Source organism: Parabacteroides sp. AF39-10AC (assembly GCF_003635405.1).
Classification (GTDB): Bacteria; Bacteroidota; Bacteroidia; order Bacteroidales; family Tannerellaceae; genus Parabacteroides; species Parabacteroides distasonis.
Genome location: NZ_QTLP01000005.1, coordinates 1 through 20927, shown reverse-complemented (window position 1 = coordinate 20927; position 20927 = coordinate 1). Strand labels below are relative to the sequence as shown.

Below are 20927 nucleotides of genomic sequence, written 5' to 3'. Positions count from 1 at the left end.
CTTTGATATCTCTCTCTGTTGGAGGAAAAACGCTTCTCTCCCTAGGAAATACTTCTCCAAGAGCCTATATATTCTTTGTCGAATAAGCTCTATTTCTTAATTTGGCGGCGCTGAATTTATATTCACAGCCGCTGAATATACAAATGCCGCCGCTGATTGTAAAATCAGTGGCGATAATTTAAGAATAGAATAGGTACCGATCAGGCTTACCTATAGGTACGCATAAGTTTTATTCTGGCACAATCAACTTTTATATGTTTTTGTGGAAAAGAATCTGGATAATACTTGTTTAATCGAAGAATAATATAGATATTGCATGCATCTAATAAAGACTGAAATACCCTGCAAACCATATGATAACAATAGGCACCTTAAAACTAGATTTAGTTGCGGATCGGGAACCTTTCGTTCATGATTTATATGGTCGTTGGGATACCTTTAACCGAACCTCTTTAGAAGGGATCGTGGATGAGATTTTAAGCCGTTATGATACGGAAGATGAGTTGATCCGGATCGAGAGTTTAGACTTGGATCTAGGTGGGCTAGAAGAAGATGAATTCTATGAGCAATTCCCCCGTAGACTGGCGGAGAGACTGGACGAGACTTTCGCTTCTTATTTGCGAAGTAAGGAAGAGCATCCCGACCGAATCGCTGTTGTTCCCATCAAGCAATCTTGGCTGGAAGTATTTACCTATTATATGTCGCACGGATATTGGCCTTGGCTGGAAGAGGAGAGGCTCACCTTACCGGAACTTCTAGATAAATTAGTACGAATATCCCCGATAGAATTAAGTCATTTCCTGCGTGAGAAGGGAAAGGCGCTTACCATTCGTAAACGTCTGGTCTTTCAATTGGATGATATCTATCAAGAACGTTTGGTACATGTGGTGGCACCCTCGGAAAGCTCGTTTATAAACGCTTATGCCCGTTTCTTGCAAGACTCTTATCCCGAGATAAAGCGTCCGGAGATAGGGAAGAATGATTACAGAAACGCTATCTGGATAATCCTATGGGGATATTTATTATCTCAGGATCAAGGCTATTTCAACCGGAAACAAATGGTGACGTACACGCTGCGGGAATTATCCGGCTATTATTCCATTTCTTTTGTGGATTTACTGGGGATGCTGACGTATGATTTAGATAAGTTCGCCTCTACCCGCTTGTTCATGCCCGAGTTATTGTCGCTCTTGAAGGATATCCGGCTAGAGACATTATCGGAAAAGGAATTCACTAAAAATCTCTCTCTTTTTTCTCTGGAAGAATTGAAGGCTTTGCTCGTGCGGCGGGAGAAGAGCTTGACTTTCTTATCCGGGTATAATGAGGAACAGATTTACCAGATCGTGGAACAGGTGATCCCTGCGGAGAGTCCGTTTGTCATCGACTATGCGAGAGCGTTGGATAAGGAGAAGGAATTGGGTATGCTCGAAGGGAAAGCCGGGAATGATTTCAGGATACTGAAATGGGTGTTTATCTTCGAGGTTATTCTCGGTAGGGGGGGGAGCGTATTTTCCCGCCATCAGTTCGCCTTCTCCGTGTTAAAGGAATTGGCGGCGCATTACAATCTGACGGTAATGGAGTTGTTGGGATATTTTTACCGTACCTTGGCAAGTGGGCTGCTAACGGCTTATCCAGCCGTTCGGGAATTGATCATTGCTTTGTACTTGAATGCTCTCGATGATTCTCCCTCCGATATATCCGTTTATTACCCGGAAGATTTGAAAGATCGGTTGTCTAATTCCGGTTTGTGCCGTCGCTTTATCCGTTCCTTGCGCGAGGAGCAAATCTATTCGGTGGTTAGGCAAATCGTTCCGGTGGAAAGCCATTTCATTATCCGGTATGCGCAGACGCTGGATAAGGGGAAAGAGCAAGGGCGTTTGGAAGGAAGGGTGGGCGGCGAGTTCCGGCTGTTGAAATGGGAGTTTATTTTTCTGGTACTGTTTAGCGGGCCATTAACCGCTTTTAGCCGGAAACAATTCGTACGTTCGGTGTTGGGACAGTTCTCTGCTCATTATAATATCACGGTGCGGGAGTTGATCTCCTATTTTCATGAGGGAACACATGGGGAATATCCGTGGGTTCCGGAAGAGTTACGTGAGATAATAGACCTGCTGTACGAGGATATGGATAAGGAATCTCCCGAGCTTTTATTCTCTGTTTGGTTGAATGAGGAGAGGAAAGCGTATCGGTTGGGACAATTTATAATCACAGGCCGTTCCGATGAACCGCTGGGCGATCTATTCGAGTACGTGAGTGGTTTGGAGAAGACGAACCCGAAAATCTTACTGAACCAATTACGGCAATTGAAGGATATTCCTTCATCCGGAATAAGGGTTGAAGAGCCGATAGAGGCCGCTCGTATCTTCGCTTCCTTATTACTGTTTGTCATCCGTGAATACGGTCTGGCTTTTCCGAATCAAGTATCCTTGATCCAATATCTTACGAATGTAAAAGAGAACCGTACTTTTGGGGATGCCGCTCGGTTGCGCTTATTATTACATGAGTGTATGTTGGAGGATATGGATGCGTTCGCACGTACTATGGAAGCTTTACTGGGTATGAAACAGGGGAAAGTGCCCGAGCTTCCCATCCGTACGATTTCTCCCGCTATCTATCCGTTCAATTCTCAAAAGATGGAATTATTGGAGGAATTATATACAGGGGCGACTCCCGCTTTGCGTTTGCTTGTCGAGGAGGTAATCCGCTTGTTTCGTCTCAATAACTTCGGGTTGGAAGAGAACGTTTGGTTGGGGTGGTTACAGGCTCTTTCCGGCAACGTTTACCGGAATTACTCCAAAGATGGATTGTTGTTCCTCTTTTGGCAGCATTTGAGGGAGTCTGTGTCAGAGGAGGAATTACATAAGATAGAGACTTTTATATGTCGACATACAACTAATTTATCTGAATTGTCAGTTTTTATATATCAACTTAAAAATAATATGGATATGGATGTTTTGAATGGCCAGTTAGAAGATCATGGCGTGTCTATTAACAATGCGGGCTTGACGATCATAGCCGTCTATCTGCCAATACTTTTTCATAGGTTAGGCTACTTGAGTGATGACAGACGTGGCTTTAAATCGAGAGAATGCCAAGTGAAGGCCATTTTTGCGTCTCAACGTTTTGTAACGGATGAGAAGGAAATCCCGGAGCCAGAATTATTCTTAAACAAAGTCTTGACGGGCTATGATAGTCCGGAACCGCTTCCTCGCTCGTGTGATTTAACTGAGAATGAATTAGAGATGATAGAGCAATTGAAGAAAGCGGTACTTATGAATTGGGATAAGATGAGGAATACGAGCTGGGAAGGTCTTCAAAGTACTTTTATCCGGAGAAAGGGAGTGTTAAAGATGGAGAAGAATAATTGGACGCTAACGGTCGAGGAGAGAGCTTTTGACGTCTTATTAGATTCGATTGCTTGGAACTTCAGGTTCATTAAAACTCCATGGATGGAAAAAATACTTAGAGTAAAGTGGCGGTAAATAACATTAAAAGATAACATTATGAATGCGGATCGGATACAGATTCAAGAAGGACCTTCGCGGGTCTTTCAAAACCGTAAAGGTGAATCAACACAATTGATGGAAGATAACCGGGTACAATCTGCCTTGCAGGCTAAAATGGTGGAAACTATGCAACGTGACGCAATGGATGAGGATGATTTGCTGCAAGGTAAGTTCGCCGTTCAGCGGGATGTGGAAGATGAGGATGAGCTTCTTCAAGGAAAATTTGTGGCCCAACGGCAAACTAAGAACCAGACAGGGATTCCGGATCATGTAATCCAAGGCATGGAGTCTTCCTTCGGGACGGATTTCTCCTCGGTACGTGTACACCCGGATTCATCGAAAGCGCCGGAGGTTGGGGCTTTGGCATATACGCAAGGTACGGATATCCATTTCGCCCCGGGACAATTCAAACCGGATACGTCTGCCGGACAGCAGCTATTGGGACATGAGTTGACACACGTCATCCAGCAAGCCGAGGGACGTGTACAGCCTACTACCGAGGTAGGTGGAATGGCCGTTAACGATGATTTATCCTTGGAACACGAGGCGGATGTGATGGGTGCTAAAGCTGCTTCTGTCTTATGAACGAGTGGATCGATTGGTTCCAGCGGGTATTGGATGTCTCCATTCGTTTGTATTTCCGGCAGGAGTGCGATTTATCTTCCGTCTATGATATCCCACTCCCGAAGGCAGGACCGCTTTGGAAGGCGTTGTTGCCGGAACAGGTCGATCCTACTTTCGACGAGTGGATGGTGTTGATGTTGGCCTTAATGCCTCATCTTTCTCCGCAGATGTTGGATATTTTTTTTGTGCATAATAAGAATTTTGACCGTCCTTATACGGAATTTGGCGGTTGGAAAGGACTATCGCACGGAGGATTCTTGCCAACGGGCGAGACGGCCGTTTTCCTGTTGGCGGGCGATCGTGTGGAACGCCGTCTGGAAGTGGTTCGTCTATTTCGTGAGGAGCATTGGTTCCATATGTATCACGTCGTTGGCTTGGAAGGAGCCGGGAATGGTGAACCGTTCTTGAGCGGACAACTGCGTATATCGGAGGATTTCTTGTACCGTTTATCTTTTGAGGGAGAATATAAGCCGGACTATAATATGGGTTTTCCGGCCAAACGGATTAGTACGGCTTTGAATTGGGAAGATGCCGTATTGCCTTATTATGTGCGTGAGGAGTTGGAGGAGATAAATAATTGGATTACGGGGCATCGGGTCATCCTTTCGGACTGGGGATTGAGTCGTTTTTTGAAGGCCGGTTACCGCACTTTGTTTTATGGCCCGCCGGGAACGGGTAAGACGCTTTGCGCAACCTTGATCGGCAAGAAGAACGGGATGGATGTATATCGTATCGATCTTTCCATGATTGTCTCCAAATATATCGGCGAGACTGAAAAGAACCTTGCGAATGTATTCGACCAAGCGGAAAACCGAAATTGGATTCTCTTTTTCGATGAGGCGGATGCCTTATTCGGTAAACGAACCTCGACGAACACTTCTAATGATCGCCATTCGAATCAAGAGATCGCTTATTTGCTGCAACGGATCGAGGATTTCCCGGGAACCGTTGTTTTAGCCACAAACTTAAAGAGTAATATTGATGAAGCTTTCTCCCGTCGTTTCCAGTCTATTATCTATTTCCCGATGCCGGATCAAGACTTACGTGAGGAATTATGGCGTAGAATGCTTCCCTCTTCTTGGCTACCTGCGGATGCGGACAAAATGATCCGTATGGCAGCTACTTATGAGTTATCGGGTGGCTCCATCTCGAATGTGATCCGGCGTTGTGCCCTTCGGTTGCTAAAGCAAGACACTCCCCGGCTAGATTCCGATATCTTATCTATGGCGATCCGCCGGGAATTGAATAAAGAGGGCCGGTGGTGATTTAAGGCAACGGCTCTCTTTCCCGGTGCCCGATCGGTACGATGATTAAGAGAAAAAAGAAGAGTGGGAGCGCCAACAGTATCATTTGGGTCCATATGTCGAAAGTTTCCCGCGAGGATACGATATTGGTGATTAGGTATAATACCAATACGATCTCGGATATGAATACCAGTAATAGAGGCAAGACATATCGCTTATAATGTTGTGCCAACATGTAGAACTTACTGGATGTCATATACAGGGTGATTAGGATTAATAGTATGAGAAATAGGAATATATCACCCAATACGAAATAAATAAGCATCGGGTTGGAGAATTCCGTATTTGCCAGTTGCGCCAGATCATCGGAGCAACAGGTGAGTTGCTCGCCTTGCGGAAAAGGATTTAGCAAATAGAATAAAGAGTTGAAAAGATTATCTAGTAAGGATACCTCGCATTCTTCCTCATACATGACCATCTTGAGTACTGGTTCTTGCTTATTCTCTCGATTTTCGCAAGTAGTTACGGGAACGCCCATTTCATCGTAATCGACGAAACAAAGGCGGTCTACCAATTGGTATTTCAATAGAATGGATAGATAACCGATATGCTTTTTCTCCTTGATAGGGAATATGACATTTAGATCGTAGTTTTTATATATTTTATTACCATCCACGCAAAAGGAATCGATTACGAAACTAGTGGACTTCACGAATTGTACAAGTTCTCTCCGGTTCTCCAGTTTAAAATCGAAATCAGGGAAGTAAAGAGTCAATCCGTTGAGTTTCCGGAGAGACGGGTTTCGGTTGATCGTACCGGTACCCTTTGTGAATAAGTTATTTAAAAGAGCCATCTGGGATTCTTTCGATCTTAAGAAATCATTCGTCGCTTTTGAGTTTCGGAATAGGACTAGTAAATCGACGGGTGTATCCGAATAAACGGGCATATCTATCAAGCACTCCTGTTGTTGCCAGTCGCTTACTTGGCTAGGTTGCCCGCTTTCTGTATCCACTACATACCCTAGATATTCCATCCGGCTGAATTTCCGGATAAGGTCTGCCGGTAATTGCTCGTATACGGATTGCAACCAATACGGCACGATGGGAAAAGCTCGTTGGTTGTATTGACTTAGGCGTTCGGATAGGCGTTTGGTTTCTGATGATGCGCCATCTACCTTGAATACGGGAATACTGCAATTTCCCTTTTTCTTTTGTGCGGCGATCTCTTCTTTGCTACGTTTATCGAAATAACAGAAGAACGTACGAATCGTGGAGGGACGCAGCTCACGCACGGATAGCAACCAGTTCTTTACGGCTTGCGTGTAAGTGGTGTCGTAAACGAATGGGATGAAATCGGTTTCTCGGTATCCAATGGCGTCTTCTTCCCAAGGCGTGATGTTGAGGGCGATGGAAAGGGGAGCTTCCTTGATGAAAAACTCAATCGTTCCGCTTCCTCTGATAGAAGGATTCTCGTCCGGGTTGTCCAGAACACCTGTAACATCTTCTGTCCATACGGGACAAATGATATAGCCTTGTTTATCGGAGTTGAGCAACGATTGCATATTATCCAGATCTCCGGTTTTACCTTTGAAGAAATACATATTCTCGACGGTAGGGGGAGGCAAGATCTTTTCCGGTTCTCTTTTATTGAAATAATACCACAAAGCTTGCGTTACTTTGACTGGGCCAAGCTTTTCATCGAAGAAGCGGCAGAGAGGATCCGCATTGGCTTTATTCTTGGATGCGGTTAATAACTCGTTTCCGAACAGCCAAGGTGTATATGCGCATTGCTCTACATGATCGGGTAATAAAGAACTTGGGGACTGTAAATAACCCAAACGTGAGATCGCTTGGTTTGCGTCCGGGTTTGTTACGAAAGTGAAAGCATTCCCCAATTCAGCGGGATAAACGATATAACCGCATTGTTCCGTTAAGATACGCTGGGTGATCGAGTCCATAAGAGTCTGGTAAGAGACGATCGGGGTACGAATCTCTTCCAGTTCTAACTCGTTCCGCTCTCCTAAACTCCGGAAATAATCCAATCGCTCCGAGAGACTTCTTTGGGCGTTAACGGCTTGTGCCATGATTACATGAAGCAATAAGCCCAATAAAATGCCGTGGTAGGTAGTTCGATATCTGGTTGACATAAGGGTAAATTTAAAGTTCGATATTTATTCGTATCAGATTATTCTTTAAGACTTCTCCAGTGCGGCCAATCTCTTTGTCGTCATTATCGGCCCAAGCTTTTCTCCATGCCTTATAGTCCTTGACAAATAGGGCTAGCTCTTTCGGAGGAAGCCAATGAACCGTGAATCGTAGATGTGCCGGTATCTTCTCTCGCAAGAATTCTTCAAGACGAAGCTGAAAATCCGGCCGTTGCTGCGTACGTTCTGTTTGCGAGAGGATTGCCGTTAAGGTAAATTCCCGGGAGGGGACTGGATGATCAGTCGCCTCCGGTGAATGCAGGAGTATGTTTTCCAGAATGAAAATTTGCTCTTCCGCATCTTCCCATCCGAGTATGGAATAGAGATATCTTTCCAATCCGGAAAGGGAGTCTGCGTCGAATAGATTACAGCCCAGATACCGGTCCCGGATAAGTTCCGGTAGTTGTCGCAGGAACCGGACTCTTCGTTGACGGTTTATCTCTTTATGGGAGTAGCGGAGAAAAGGCAGGTTGCTATTTTCTCCGTAGATTTTATCCAACGTATCCAATAGCAGATCTTTGTTTTGTTCCATAGAAGCGGAACCGGGTGTTTCCATATTTAAGGCCATCCAATCTTTTAGGTGATTCATTTCTTCATGTCCCTCCGAAAAGAGATGGTCGAATATAGAAAGATATGCCTTGAATGAATCGGTAAACGAGTCCTTGTAGCAAATCGGGAAATCATTTGTGACGCTATAATCATTCAGATGGATATGGCGACTGTCCATGAGGATCGATTTGGCTTGTTTTTTCTGTTCTCGTATTGCATGGTTGATATTATTCCGCGAATGCAAACGATTCAATACTTTTGTGGCATTAATCTCTACCGCTTGTTGGTTTTGGTAAAGTCGTATCTTGATTTGCTCAGGGGAAGATAATGCCAATGTATAGGCGTATTCACCCTCTTCAAAACCTTGAAATTCCAAAGAGTGTATCGATAGAACCCCTTGTATCTGCTTGATCCCTTTGAAAAGCTTGTATATGGGAAGTGCGCTACCTGTATAATGACTTCCCGGTGCGAATAATTGAATCGCCTCCGTATAAATGGCGATCAAGGTTTTTTCCGGAGAGATGCTACCGTCTATATCGATATTTCCAATGAGTAATAAAGGTTTCCTTCTTACGAAATGGATTGCGTGTAGGTGTTCACCTAAATTCCGGTTTGCGTGATATAGTTTCTTAATCTTTTCCTTGATTTTCTTTTCTTCCTGTTTGTGTTGATCTTCTGAGATAAAGGACGAGAGTTCTATAAATATGTCGAACCATCCGTGACAGATCTGATCATTGGATCTATAGGGATGGATTTGTATGTCCGATAAGTTAACTAAGAAGTCAGTGTTATCTAATTGATCTAAAAAATGGTCTCGGTAATCTTTGGGTGTCACAGGGGCCATCCCGGAAACCCGTTCAGGACTGAACAAGCCGTAATCCTCCGGATTGAAACGATTATCCGATCCGGTGAGATATTGTTCTAATGGGAAACTCATTTGGTAATCCAATTCGCTTAAGGCGTAATTTAAGATGTCCAGAGTCGTGATTCCCGGGTCGTGTGGGGCATGGTCTGTCCACAGTTGCCCTGAAAGCTCCCGGATTGTTTCCAAGGCATTCTTTTGGAGGCTATCGAATATGGATTCCTCCTTTTTTAGCTCTTGCAGGTTGGGCAGATCATCCATGGCTATTCTTGATTAAAGGTGTTTCTCCGGTCGGAGGCGTCCATCCGGTAATCTTTCCATAAATCGGTTATCTGGAAACAAACAAAGATGTTGTCTCCATAATCCCGTCCGCTACGTATTTGCAACTTGCATTTTTGTCCGGGGCCGTACCAACGGAATTTGATCTTGTTAAAAAAGGAACCGAACCAGGATTGATTCGTACGGATTTTTCGATGTTTTCCGTAACAATGGATAGCCGTGGCTTCCACTAATGCGTATTGTCCGCTTTTTAACTTACCGCATCCAGCCATGATGCGGTAGGCACGACATCCTTCCGTTGGTATTTGCAGGGTATGCCATTCGCCATCTGCGGGAAATTTACCCCGTATCGCACCGTCGAAGCGGGTTGCGGAAAGACTGCCGTTGATACGTATATCCATACCGGGTTGGTTCATCTCGATGCGACCGTTTGGATGAAGCGATAGTATCGGTTCATCTTGCCCTTGACGTATGATATGGAGTTGGCTATTGTTACCTAGGTATATTTTCCACTCTGGAATATTGTCTTGTATGTTCGTGAATAAGCTGATGACGGGACTGTTTTCCTTGGAAGGAGCTAACCGTAAGCCATCATCCGGATTTTTATCGATCCCGTCGTCGGAAATATTGACCATGGAATCGATTAATTCGTAGAAATGCTTTTGGTTGGGCATACTTCCGCGCTTAAAGTATTCTTTTAGTGTATTTCTGTTTGTACGAGGCATATCCGGTTTGTTTTATTTGTTAATAATAAAATTACTTCCAACTCCTAAATATCCGAGTCCGAGTTGTTCCAGTAGTTCGTCTTTTTGGTCAATATATAGCAAATGCCTATCAGAAGGAACTAATATGCACCAAGGTTGGGAAGGGCTAACGTTGAAATTTTGCCTTGCCTCTTCCGGGTAGCGGTTTAGATAATAGCTCTTTTGTTGGTCTTTTGCCGTATATACGACATGCGCTACGCTTAATATATCAATGTCCACGATGGCTTCACACTCTCGTATGGAGTTATAAAGATCTGTCGATGAGAACGAAAGCCCAAATACCGGGATCTCTTCCTTATCTCGCCAAGGCGCGATACAATTATTAATGCGTGCCTCTGTCTGGCGGAGTATATCTCCTACGGGATATCCGGGCTTTATCCGGAGGTTACAGCAAACGGTTACTTCCTCGTAGACCGGAGTGATAGCGTCAACGGTAATGAACGGACTTGTCTTGTCACCTATATAATCTTCGATTCGCATGAGTAGCCTATGTTCGCATAAAGGCAAGATCTTTTTATCTTTCTCCTTTTGCATCACGACCAATGTTACGATCGGGCTCCTGTTTTGAGCTTTACTGTCTATTCCGGGCAAGCAAAGTACTTTTTCAACTTCGGGGAACTGAGCCAATGTTATTTGCTCGTAATCCCTAGGCAATACAGCCCGGTTCCGATGGGACATCTCTTGGGTGATCCGGAGCCGCATATCCTCTGGCGTTTCCGGCGAACGTCCTCCTTTAGCGGGTATGATTTGGTAAATATCCGTAAGTCCCGGCATACTTTTCTCGAAAGAAACGAGTCCCGTGAAGCTTTCGAGTTCCTCACTGATCAGGGCTTCCATTTCTTCGGGGATTTCTAACCGGGCTTTCACTGGGTTTAGATAGACATTTCGTATGGATGAACAATTTTGCGTGTGGCAAGATACTTTTGCCGAAAGCCAGAAATCTCCATTTATGTCTAGCATTTCCTCGCTAATAGGTGAGGGAAGCAGGACGTCTACCAAACCTGTATTCAACAGATTCCCGGTTGTATCGGAAAGTAAATTACCCGGTTTGATAAACTCCCATTGCTTGCCGTTGAAGAAAGACCATTGTACGCAAGGAAGATATTCTTTTCCGATTTCCCGTTTCAAGGCAGCCATCTCGAAGAATAAACGGATCTGGTCGTTACCGATCGAGTTACCAATACCGAATAGAATAATCCCATCTTCTGTGGGAACTTCCACCATTGGGAACGGATGACGTAGATCGATTTCATGTAATTCCTTTTGCCTCAATGGATGGATATGATAGATACGGCATCTATCTCTTGGGGTATCGCCATTGAAAAAGTATTCTTCCTCGGCGCTATAACCGATACCTATACTTTCAATCATAGGGTTGTAAGGAGGTTTGGGCACCGGGGTCTGTTTACGGGTATGGCTGTTTCTTATCATGATATCCGCAAAGAGCATCCGGTACTCCGTCTGCCCAAATCCGCCGTTCGGATCTGTGAGTCTAATCCTGAAGAAGCCTTGCTGGGTTTTCGTATATTGATATTGCTCTTCTTCCGTGGAGACCGTAATGTTTTTGAACGGTTTGTCGTAAACGATCTCGCTGTACTCCGAGAGCTTTCCCCTAGGGGAAGTATGCTTGTTTTTCGTATTGAAAAGACAAGATGTACTTCCCGGTAATTTTACCCATTTCTGGTCTGTTAGTTTTTCCCATTCAATTTTGAAGGTGGTATTATCGATAGGTGTCTTATATGCTTGATACAAATCATAGAAACCTCCTTCCGAATAAGGTAGATCCGCCCATTGCAAAGTAATACCCATGGATTGGATAGGCTTGATCGCTATCTCATAATTACCGAATGCGAACCATGAGCCTTTTTGAGCTTCTAACCCGAATAAAGGGAAATGTACGCTTGCGTCTACTTCTCCCAGAGGATTATAGATTTTCAAGGATGACATGCCGGATACATGTACCTTTATCTTTAAGCTAGTAATAAAAATACGGTGTACCCAAGAGTAGGGGAATAACCAAGCATCCGTGTTCATCAATATACGGAGCGCTGGGTTCCGTGTTTGGCAACCATGAGCTTCAGAGCAAGGTGTTGTAGGGTCGAATTTCTCATTAAGGACGAATTTCAGATAAAAGGAGTTTTCGTTGATGAATGTCAAGGTGTAGGCGTATATCGGGGCCCAACCTTTCTCTGTGCTTAACTCCAATAGGAAAGCGTCGTTTAATACACGCCCGGTTTCGTGGGAAGATTGTTCCGTGGTAGCGATTAATTCTTTGAAATATGATATGGAGTCTTCTTCTAATCCGAATGTGATATGTATATCCCGATGTCCTTCCCGAAGTAATAACATGGGAGATTCGATCATCAGTCCAGCTTGTATAGAGGATTGGTTCTCAAAGATTAGCTCTGAGTCCAGATTGGGCTTCTTAGAAGGAACGTTTCCGATCCTGTCATTCAACTGTTTTTGCCAGATGGACGTAACGAAGCCTAATCGGCTCGCTGGATATTTTTTCGGATCTTTTTCCAATAGTAACGAATGTATACTCGTTATTTTCATGTCATTGACCGAATAATCTTCGTCCGTACGATAACAAAATTGGATATCTTGCGCAGGAAATGGTACCTGTGTTATAATACCTGTACCTTTGGGTAACTGGGCTTGCTGTGCGGTATTATTCTTCACGGCGATAAACCAAGCGGAAGGAATAATCGCTTTTTGGGGAGATTCCTTCAATATTTGGTTGACATAAAATAACGGATAAGCTTCCCAGCGTTTATTGAACTGATCTACCAGATATTGATAGTTTTTCAAGAAAGCGATTAAAACAGCTAATGAGGGATCGGTCTCTCCGCTTTTAGCGATTTCTTGGATGTAAATCTCTCGTTTGTTTTGTAAATTACGGAGGATACGTAATAATAGGTAGAGACTTCTACGAACCGTTTTAGGATTGGATAGGGTTATTAGCTGAAGTCTCTGGTTATATTTCTCCATATCCAGAAATAAATCGGACATGGAATCTCTAAAGATCCGATGATTCAATCTTTGATACCAATCAGAGAACTTATGGTATAGAGCGTTTCTTAGATAGGTGATTTCTCTGTTACTTTCCGGTGAGTTCTCATTTTGCCACAAAATGAAACTCTGTTCGATCCCGATTGTATCTGTTTGCTTGATCTCATTGAGTATGGCTAAGGATTGGTAATGATATAAAAAGGATGATTTCGAAAAGGCACGAGCCAATAAATTGGAGAGATTTTTCTCGAGTACTTGAAAAGGCTCATGTATCCGGAAATCATTCTCCAATTTTTTTCTTGTCAATCCATCTTTATTCCATTGTTTATTCATCGGTTAGAATCAAAATAGATAGGATAGGTCAATTCTTGTTGGACATTATTCATACGTATCGTATAATAAAGTTCGATAATCAGAATGCCATCTTGAATCGAAGCCTTATTAATTTCTATGCGATCAAGCGAGACTCTAGGCTCGTATAAGAGAACAGCTTTCTCGATAGCGCTTTTAATCATGGTCTCCATGGTAAGATCTAATTGTTCAAACTGATAACGATATAGTTCCGTACCGTAATCCGGACGATGTATTCGCTCCCCTGTGCGAGTGGAGAGAAGGATGATCAAGCTTTGCCGGATGTCTTCTTCATAATTAGACATGCGGGTGGGATTATCATTATGGCTGAATTCTGGGGGGAATGCCCATCCTTTACCTAAAAAACTATTTTTGTTCTGCATAAATCATTCGATTTAATTAATCATTACAACGCCTCCTTTTACAACGGTTTGGCCGGATGCGGATATTTCGGCGGTGGCAGACCCTTTTACTTTAACTCCCATTTGTGCGGAAACCTCGATATTCAAGCCATTTATCTTGGTATCTTGCTTAGACTTGGATTCGATACCCATTCCTTCTGTCTTGACATTCCCTCTTGCCTTAAATATGAGATCTTTGCCGGATTCTACCATAATTCCGTTTTTATCCATACAGACCTTGTTCTTATTAGCATCGGATAACAGAATTTGCTTTTTGTCATCATCCAATATGAGCGTGTTCTCTCCGGGAGTCCCTATTGTGATAATCTTTTTATCATCGTCCAAAGTAATTTTCAACTGGTTTTTTGTAACAATTGTCTTTAAATTATTTTTTGGATCTAAAGAAACCGGCGTTTTTCGTTTGCGACTGTACAAACTTCCGATAATCACAGGGTGGCAGGGGTCCTCATTGATGAATTGCAGGACTACCTCATCATCGACTTCCGGTAGAAATAACATGCCGACCCCATTGCTTGCGTACGGACTGACCGGCCGAGCCCATATCTCCGTCTTCTCACATTGTAACAAGGGTATATCGACTAATATAAAATTCTCGAAATCTTTATTATCTCCGATCTTTTTAACGATCCCTATTTGTAATCCTCGTATGCCGGGCAAGAAACCACTAGCTGCGGGAGCCACTACATCGGGCTCTTCGGTAATGACTACCGGATTGAAACCCATATAGACTTGTGTCTTCCATTCGCCTCCTTGTAGTGTATGTTCTACTGATTGAACAAATGCGTTTCCACTATAATGTTTGCTTAATCCTTCTAATTTGATAATACAGCCCGGAATAATAGACGCATTCCCGTAAATTGTGATGGAGCCTTGAAAACGTGCCAGACCGCTCCATAAAGCTTGCGCATCGGCCCAAGCATGTAAAGAAGCGTCGCCGATGGGAGCGTTGGTTTGATAAAGCATCACTTCATTTGCCAGACCGGATAGATCCTTTGCGGCGATATCGCCTTGGGCATTGAGAGAAGGTTTGCTGGCGGTGGCTTTGATAATTTGTTGACGGCTCACGTCCCAAGCGCAGGCTTTTGTATCTGTGTATTGCTCGGAAGCGGATATAGAACCATCGAAAGCGATTAAATTATCTCCATAGGTGATGGTTAAGACCGGGGAGGCAGATACATTCGGTTTACATACCTTGACTTGTTTACCGTCAGTGATAACGACTAATCCGTTATTTTGTGCTCGTGTGAGTACAAAATCCCAATCTGTACAATAATATTGTACCAGTTGTGGAATTTCTATACCGGTACTATCTACTTTGGCAGAAAGCCCGTATTGTCCCAGAATCTTCTTGATAACGGCATCATCTTTACTATTTTCATATACATTATTTTTACGTCCAAAGGTTGCAGGATATGCGAACCCCCTACATTCTAAAACAAATAGAGTTTGTTGTTCGCTATTGATTTTTAACTGATGGGTTGTAACGCATCCCTCAAATAAGGTGCTGACCTTATCTGTTGGACCCGCTTGAAACTTAAGCTCCGTACCCGGATTGAATATTTTGTTGTCTGGTATTTCAAATTGGCTGTTGTCGATAATATCAGCGCTGATGGAGATCGTTGCTTTATCGATCTTATTACATGCTCTGTATATTTTTGCATTGATTACGGAGTATTGCTCCGTTACATCTTTACCATTTAGGAATAGTTTGATTATAAATGAATTATCCATATTCATTATATTTTAGGGAACCATAATTGAGTTCCGGGTTTTATATCTCTAAAGCTGATTAGGTTATTAATGGAGGCAATCATTGGAGCGTAACCAGAATTTTTATATTCTTTTGCGCATAACCCGATTAGACTGTCTCCTTGTTTAAAAGTAACGAATTTACCCTCAGCTTTTTGATTTTTCTTTTTTGCTTGTGTCTCTCTACTACTAATCGCCTCTGTTAGTGACAAGGAGCCTTTAGCTCGTAAAGGATTGCCATTGGGCGAGAATAAGGTGTAATCCCAATTTAGGCTGGTTAATCTCCCCTTGAAAATGAGACTCCCCCAAATTACTTTAAGGAAGCAAGGGCTGGGTGGATCGATCTCTGCGCTAGGTAGAAAAATGATATTCTCCAAATCCTTGATCCTTTCTGTCACGGTTTTTTTCCCCGTCGGGATAATACCGGTACCATCGAAGTGTATATCAAAAGAGAGAGTGGAGGGGTTGGTGTGTTTATACTCCGGTAGTTGCTTATCCTCTTTTATGCTTTCGTCTTTCTTATAGGAGGTAGATTTGCTTAACTTATAGCTATCCGGATTGATTTGGACGGTGATATTACCCAATTTCTCGCCACCTTTGTATTCAATTGATTTATATGCCTCGATGATCAACTTTTGGTTCATGTTTTACCGCTCCTTTCTACAAGAAAAAAGGTTAGACAAATCTTTCTTGGCCTCACGAATTATCTCCTCTTTGATTTGTTGTATCAAATCACGGGAGAGAGGGAGGTCGGGTTCCTTTTTCTGTTGTGTCACTTTTGCGGACACTTGGATTTCTTTTATAGTTATAGCCATTGCTTAAATTGTTCTTTTTTCGTATCTTCTGTATCTCTTATCGACATACGGATCAAATTAGTATAAGCCATCTCCAATGTTTCAATCACCAACTCATTCTTTTGGGAATTCAATGCGCTAATGTCCCATTTTACAGGGTAAGCATTGAGCACAGACCAATTATTTAGGGGAAAATGCCCGGCATCCAGCAATGATATAGTTAAATTGACGGGAACGATCTGGGCACTTCCATTATTTTCCAATACTTTAACCACATATGTCTCTAGCACATGAGGCAAAGGCATTAAAGAACGTTTCAACACAAGGTTACCGTGCTTTCGTCGGGTAGGCACCTGATAGCTGAAACTGTTTTCTCCCCCTTCTTTAATCGTTTCCGTCTCCATTTCAAGTTGTAGTCCCGAGACCTCTTGGAAAGAGGTCTCGATCAATCCTTCGAAAGTCACGTTGAAATAAAACGCTACCGGAGGAGGGACAATATGATCAAACCTTAGCATTAAGCGTTTTCTATGGTCAATCCTTCATGCGCTAAATCTAAGGTTTCGATGGCAGCCTCGTTTCCATCGGATTTTAAGCTGACACCGGTAACCTTAGTCGGCCATGCGTTCGATAATTTCCAAACCATTGTAGGGCTTCCTGCTTCATCCAGTAAGCTGATTGTTACATCTTCTCGCTGTATTGTGTTCATTTTTATCTTGTTAAACCAATCAAATAATTTGTTATCCGCTTTGAAAACCCCTTTCTTTAGACTGACATTGCTCGTCTTCTTCAGTCCCGGCATCTTGATATTTGAGAAAACCGGGCTATTACCATGTCGGTACTCAATTACTTGGGCTTCCATATCCAGACCAGATACCTCTTTAAAAGCGATTTCCCCGAGGCTACCTAATTCTACCTTAAAATAAAAACTGGGTAACGGCCATACATTATCTTGTGCTTCTCCTGCCATATTCGTATTTCTTTAATAGGTTTTAATTCTTAAATTATCAGCTTTTTTGCATTTGTTGTTGGAATGTGATCTCGATAAATTCCGCAGGTCTGGTAATAGCCACGAATACGGATATCCTGAGGATACCTTCCAGAATATCCTCGGGAGTCATCGTGTCTCCCAATCCGATATGAATGCTATATGCGTCTTCGGGGGAAGTTCCTGCTAATCCACCTCGTTTCCATACGCCCCGTAAGAATCCGTCTATCATACTACGCATATTTACCCATGTATTTGCTACATTCGGTTCGAATACATAGGCACGGGCGGCGTTCTTGATCGATTCCTCTAGGAAGATCATCGTACGCCTTACGTTAATATAACGCCAGTCTAACGAGTTACCATCCATCGTGCGGGCACCCCAAACCTTGATTCCTTCACCGGGGAAGCTACGGATTGCGTTTACGGCTTTTCCGTTCATCGGTACGTTCAGATCTTCTTGCTCGGCATTTGTGATCGAGAGTGCGGGTGTGACTACGTTATTGATGGAAATATTCGCAGGGGCTTTCCATACTCCCCGGGTGTTATCTACCATAGTATAAAGACCGGCCATCGAAGCTGAAGGCGGAAGTAAATTGATCCTCAAGCGAATCTCTCTCAAAATGGAGCGGTATACGGAACTGACTTGGTATAATAAGGTATGGAAACGTTCCGCCTCGTCCTCTTTCATGGTAAGCAAAAGCTTGAACTTGTCCATAAGTTCATTGACAGCCTCATTCGTTACACCGGACTTCTTTGAGAATTCGTTCAAGATCAGTTCCTCCAATTTCTCTAAACTATCCTTTTCTATATTATAAAAAGTGATATCTTTCTCGGTGACGATAGATGTATTTATCCATGGATAATAGGAGGCACAGTACGCAAGGAAATTGCTACCTATATTTTCTCGGAAACTTTTGATAACCGCACCGTTTTCATCTTTGTATCCGTTGAAAACATCTAATATGGCAAAGCGATTTTTCATATCGTTACCACAGTGCATCAAAGCGGCAGTTTGAACTTTGTAACAATCGCCTTCCTCCATATATACGGCTTCCGGAACGACGACCAACGTGGGCTCCTGTTCTTTTTTTAAGGCTAAGAGCGCATTTGTAAAGTCTATGCTTTTAAAGTCATGCTCATAATCTCCTACGGAGACGATATAGCACGGTCCTCCACCGTTAGCGTAGAACAACAACATATTATAATATAAAGCATAGAACGTTTTTGGCAAAGTAAGCTGGCAACTTCCGTCGGGGAATAATACGTTTATGTCATTGGTGGTGTCCTCACTCTCGGAATCTTCCGGACGAATTCCGAATCGCAAGGTGGGAGCGAAACCGAAGAACGAATGGAACTCAGCCATAGAAGATATACGGAAAGGGATACCGGTCAAATCCTTGTTACCGTCCCGTGCGAATTGGGTATGCCCGATAAAGGCAGGGATGGCGGTAGCGACTTCTACGACTGAATTAGGAAAAGCGTTTTTCTCTATGATATAAACGCCAGGGGTTTTCATTTGTGCCATACGTTATTTTTTTAAGGATTTAGATATAAAGAATTTGTATAATAGAATTCTCGGTAGATTGTAATTCCTTTATAAGAAAACGTCCCAAAGAGGGAACAGGAACATGCCTTAATAGCATTCTTTTAGCATATTCTCTTTTCTCGTAAATCGTGATATCTGATCTTCTTTGGTAATAAGACTCTTCCTTAATCTTTATCGGATATTCTGTGCTGATACGAAAAACGTCCTTATCCATGAAACGGATTTGCTCGGGATTCTTGAAGCTAATATTTTCCGGTCCATTATCCTCCATAAAAATATCCATTGACGCATTTTCTGGATTACGAGGTATCAAGATAAAATCCCAATAGGCTTCTTTTGTGTGATAATGGATTTCTTTCTGTATTGGGCATTTCGTTTTTAATAATTCTTTGGTAACATGAATGATCACATTGAGCCGATTCAGTCGGTTATCGATAACACTTAATTGTATATCTGAATCATTTAGCTCTTCCGGTAGCAGGGATTGTGTATACAGTAAAAAATTCGGATCTTTTGAATGTGCTTGAAACTCAAGGTTGAGACCATCCGGGGAGGTTGAAAGGTGATCAAGAAGCTCTTCTCGATCTCCAATTAGTGCATATTGATTTCGACCCGTTTGCCTAAAAGGATATTTAGGTCCTCCTAATACGACTCTATTCGTTCTCCTGGGTTCTATCTCGAAGATTTCAGAAGGAATACATTCATTATAATATTCATGGCTAAATATAATGTTAATTAAAAAGTCAAATTTCATCATTGGTTTGTTTTATAGTTATAATATTCCAAAAGTAGATAAAAAGAATATGGCATGATATTAAATGCTATATGTTTGATAACATTATTTCTAATTTATTTTTTGACTTGATATTCGTTGTTTTATATCCTTGATTTCTGTTCCGTCAAAAGATATGATTCGTGCTTTACATAGGATTGATGGATAATAATGCCCTCCTAATATACTCCATATATTGCTGAGCTCTTGCATACTAATTGTTACGGGTTCGAGCGTTATGGTACCTTGGTCTGGTAATTTAAGAATGGAATTTTGTTGTAAGAAGGAGATTGAATCCGATAATATTTGTATAGATTCTAAGTATCTTTTAGATGAAAAAACAGCGGCAACCATAATATATATATTCAAGTACCATGGTGGAGATGTTTGTTGGAATGTGTTATTTTTTGTGTTCCTATAGGGGGCAGAGATTCCCATTGCTGTCTCTCGCTCTATATTCACGATAGAAAGTATGATTTTATCCGATTGATCCTCATTTGGAGTCGCATCAATACTTCCGGCTTCCACTATAATTTCTGCCCGTTCATAATAGCTGGAAAGAAATTCGTTCATTTTCTCTGCGAGTGTGTTTATTAATACGTGTATCATGGTCTTTTGCTTTATTTGTGCTAAAGGTAAGGAATAAATTTGTTTTTCAGCTTTATAATTTCATTGTCTGAATTCTTTCTAGCAAATTACCTTCGTTTCGATTCGTGATAAGAATTAAAATCGTTTTTTGATTATCATAGATAATTACGTCTTGGCGGTTTCCTGAAAAAGATTGAAAGAAATGTTGATCCTGAGATTGGGCTATGCTTATTGTGTATTTTTTATCTACTCTTATTTTCTATTATGTGACTTCGGAAAAACACGTACGACTTTTTTCGAAAACACGTACGACTTTTCTCATAAACATGTACGACTTTCCGGTAAAACATAATCGTATTTTTAAACTGTTAATGTTCAGTGATTTATATTTTTGTATCATTCACGCACTTATTGTATGGAAAATTATCACATCGCCACTCAATAAATCATAATATACCTCCATGTAGAAGTGCGGCATGCTATGTCTCTATAACAGGATGTCTCCAATAGGGTGAGAATCGAGTAGTATGGCTTTATCACACGTACATTATATAACTTGTTAAGTCTTGAAAAAAAACTTGAAAAATAATACTGAAAATGTTTGGTAGTTATGTTTTATAGCACTACTTTTGCACCCGCATTCGAGAGAGAACGCCGGTCCAAAATGATGAAAC

The 20927-nt window shown here is 42.3% G+C and carries 15 protein-coding genes; 3 read left to right on the top strand and 12 right to left on the bottom strand.

Annotation, left to right across the window (positions count from 1 at the left end; all coding sequences use genetic code 11):
* Positions 1 to 353 precede the first annotated feature (353 nt).
* Genes DW033_RS05860 through DW033_RS05850 form a run of 3 tightly spaced genes read left to right on the top strand, consistent with a single transcriptional unit; the run spans position 354 to position 5395 of the window.
* Positions 354 to 3482, top strand: coding sequence for a contractile injection system tape measure protein (locus tag DW033_RS05860; RefSeq protein WP_048927983.1), 3129 nt, complete (start codon positions 354 to 356; stop codon positions 3480 to 3482).
* Between the two features lie 21 nt (positions 3483 to 3503).
* Positions 3504 to 4091, top strand: a complete 588-nt coding sequence (locus DW033_RS05855; RefSeq protein ID WP_005867018.1) for a DUF4157 domain-containing protein — start codon at positions 3504 to 3506, stop codon at positions 4089 to 4091.
* The gene (locus tag DW033_RS05850; RefSeq protein WP_048927984.1) at positions 4088 to 5395 is read left to right on the top strand and encodes an ATP-binding protein; all 1308 of its coding nucleotides are present in this window, start codon (positions 4088 to 4090) and stop codon (positions 5393 to 5395) included. The genes DW033_RS05855 and DW033_RS05850 overlap by 4 nt, the downstream gene beginning before the upstream one ends.
* A gap of 1 nt (position 5396) precedes the next feature.
* Here the strand turns inward: DW033_RS05850 and DW033_RS05845 are convergent, their stop codons facing one another.
* The 12 genes from DW033_RS05845 to DW033_RS05790 form a co-directional block, all read right to left on the bottom strand.
* Positions 5397 to 7520: a hypothetical protein gene (locus DW033_RS05845; RefSeq protein ID WP_121961342.1), complete on the bottom strand. Its 2124-nt coding sequence runs from the start codon at positions 7518 to 7520 to the stop codon at positions 5397 to 5399.
* Positions 7521 to 7530: 10 nt separating this feature from the next.
* Positions 7531 to 9249, bottom strand: a complete 1719-nt coding sequence (locus tag DW033_RS05840; RefSeq protein ID WP_048927985.1) for a hypothetical protein — start codon at positions 9247 to 9249, stop codon at positions 7531 to 7533.
* Between the two features lie 2 nt (positions 9250 to 9251).
* Positions 9252 to 9941 carry a hypothetical protein gene (locus DW033_RS05835; protein ID WP_226766670.1) on the bottom strand — a complete coding sequence of 230 codons (690 nt, stop codon included), beginning with the start codon at positions 9939 to 9941 and terminating at the stop codon, positions 9252 to 9254.
* 63 nt (positions 9942 to 10004) lie between these two features.
* A complete protein-coding gene (locus tag DW033_RS05830) occupies positions 10005 to 13376 on the bottom strand; it encodes a hypothetical protein (protein WP_048927986.1) in 3372 nt (1123 codons plus the stop codon).
* A complete protein-coding gene (locus DW033_RS05825; RefSeq protein ID WP_228002619.1) occupies positions 13373 to 13699 on the bottom strand; it encodes a GPW/gp25 family protein in 327 nt (108 codons plus the stop codon). Before DW033_RS05825 ends, DW033_RS05830 begins: the two co-directional genes overlap by 4 nt.
* 90 nt (positions 13700 to 13789) lie before the next feature.
* On the bottom strand, positions 13790 to 15547 hold the full coding sequence (vgrG, locus tag DW033_RS05820) for a type VI secretion system tip protein VgrG (protein WP_005867030.1): 1758 nt from the start codon (positions 15545 to 15547) through the stop codon (positions 13790 to 13792).
* A 5-nt stretch (positions 15548 to 15552) separates the two neighbouring features.
* Positions 15553 to 16209, bottom strand: coding sequence for a hypothetical protein (locus DW033_RS05815; protein ID WP_005867031.1), 657 nt, complete (start codon positions 16207 to 16209; stop codon positions 15553 to 15555).
* A gap of 161 nt (positions 16210 to 16370) precedes the next feature.
* On the bottom strand, positions 16371 to 16874 hold the full coding sequence (locus DW033_RS05810) for a phage tail protein (RefSeq protein WP_005861439.1): 504 nt from the start codon (positions 16872 to 16874) through the stop codon (positions 16371 to 16373).
* Positions 16874 to 17326, bottom strand: coding sequence for a phage tail protein (locus DW033_RS05805; RefSeq protein WP_005861441.1), 453 nt, complete (start codon positions 17324 to 17326; stop codon positions 16874 to 16876). Before DW033_RS05805 ends, DW033_RS05810 begins: the two co-directional genes overlap by 1 nt.
* Before the next feature lie 37 nt (positions 17327 to 17363).
* Positions 17364 to 18872 (bottom strand): phage tail sheath C-terminal domain-containing protein, encoded by a 1509-nt coding sequence (locus DW033_RS05800; protein ID WP_005867035.1) that lies wholly within the window; start codon positions 18870 to 18872, stop codon positions 17364 to 17366.
* A 19-nt stretch (positions 18873 to 18891) separates the two neighbouring features.
* Positions 18892 to 19647: a hypothetical protein gene (locus tag DW033_RS05795; protein WP_005867037.1), complete on the bottom strand. Its 756-nt coding sequence runs from the start codon at positions 19645 to 19647 to the stop codon at positions 18892 to 18894.
* A gap of 90 nt (positions 19648 to 19737) precedes the next feature.
* Positions 19738 to 20274 (bottom strand): DUF4255 domain-containing protein, encoded by a 537-nt coding sequence (locus DW033_RS05790; RefSeq protein ID WP_022191828.1) that lies wholly within the window; start codon positions 20272 to 20274, stop codon positions 19738 to 19740.
* Positions 20275 to 20927 lie beyond the last annotated feature (653 nt).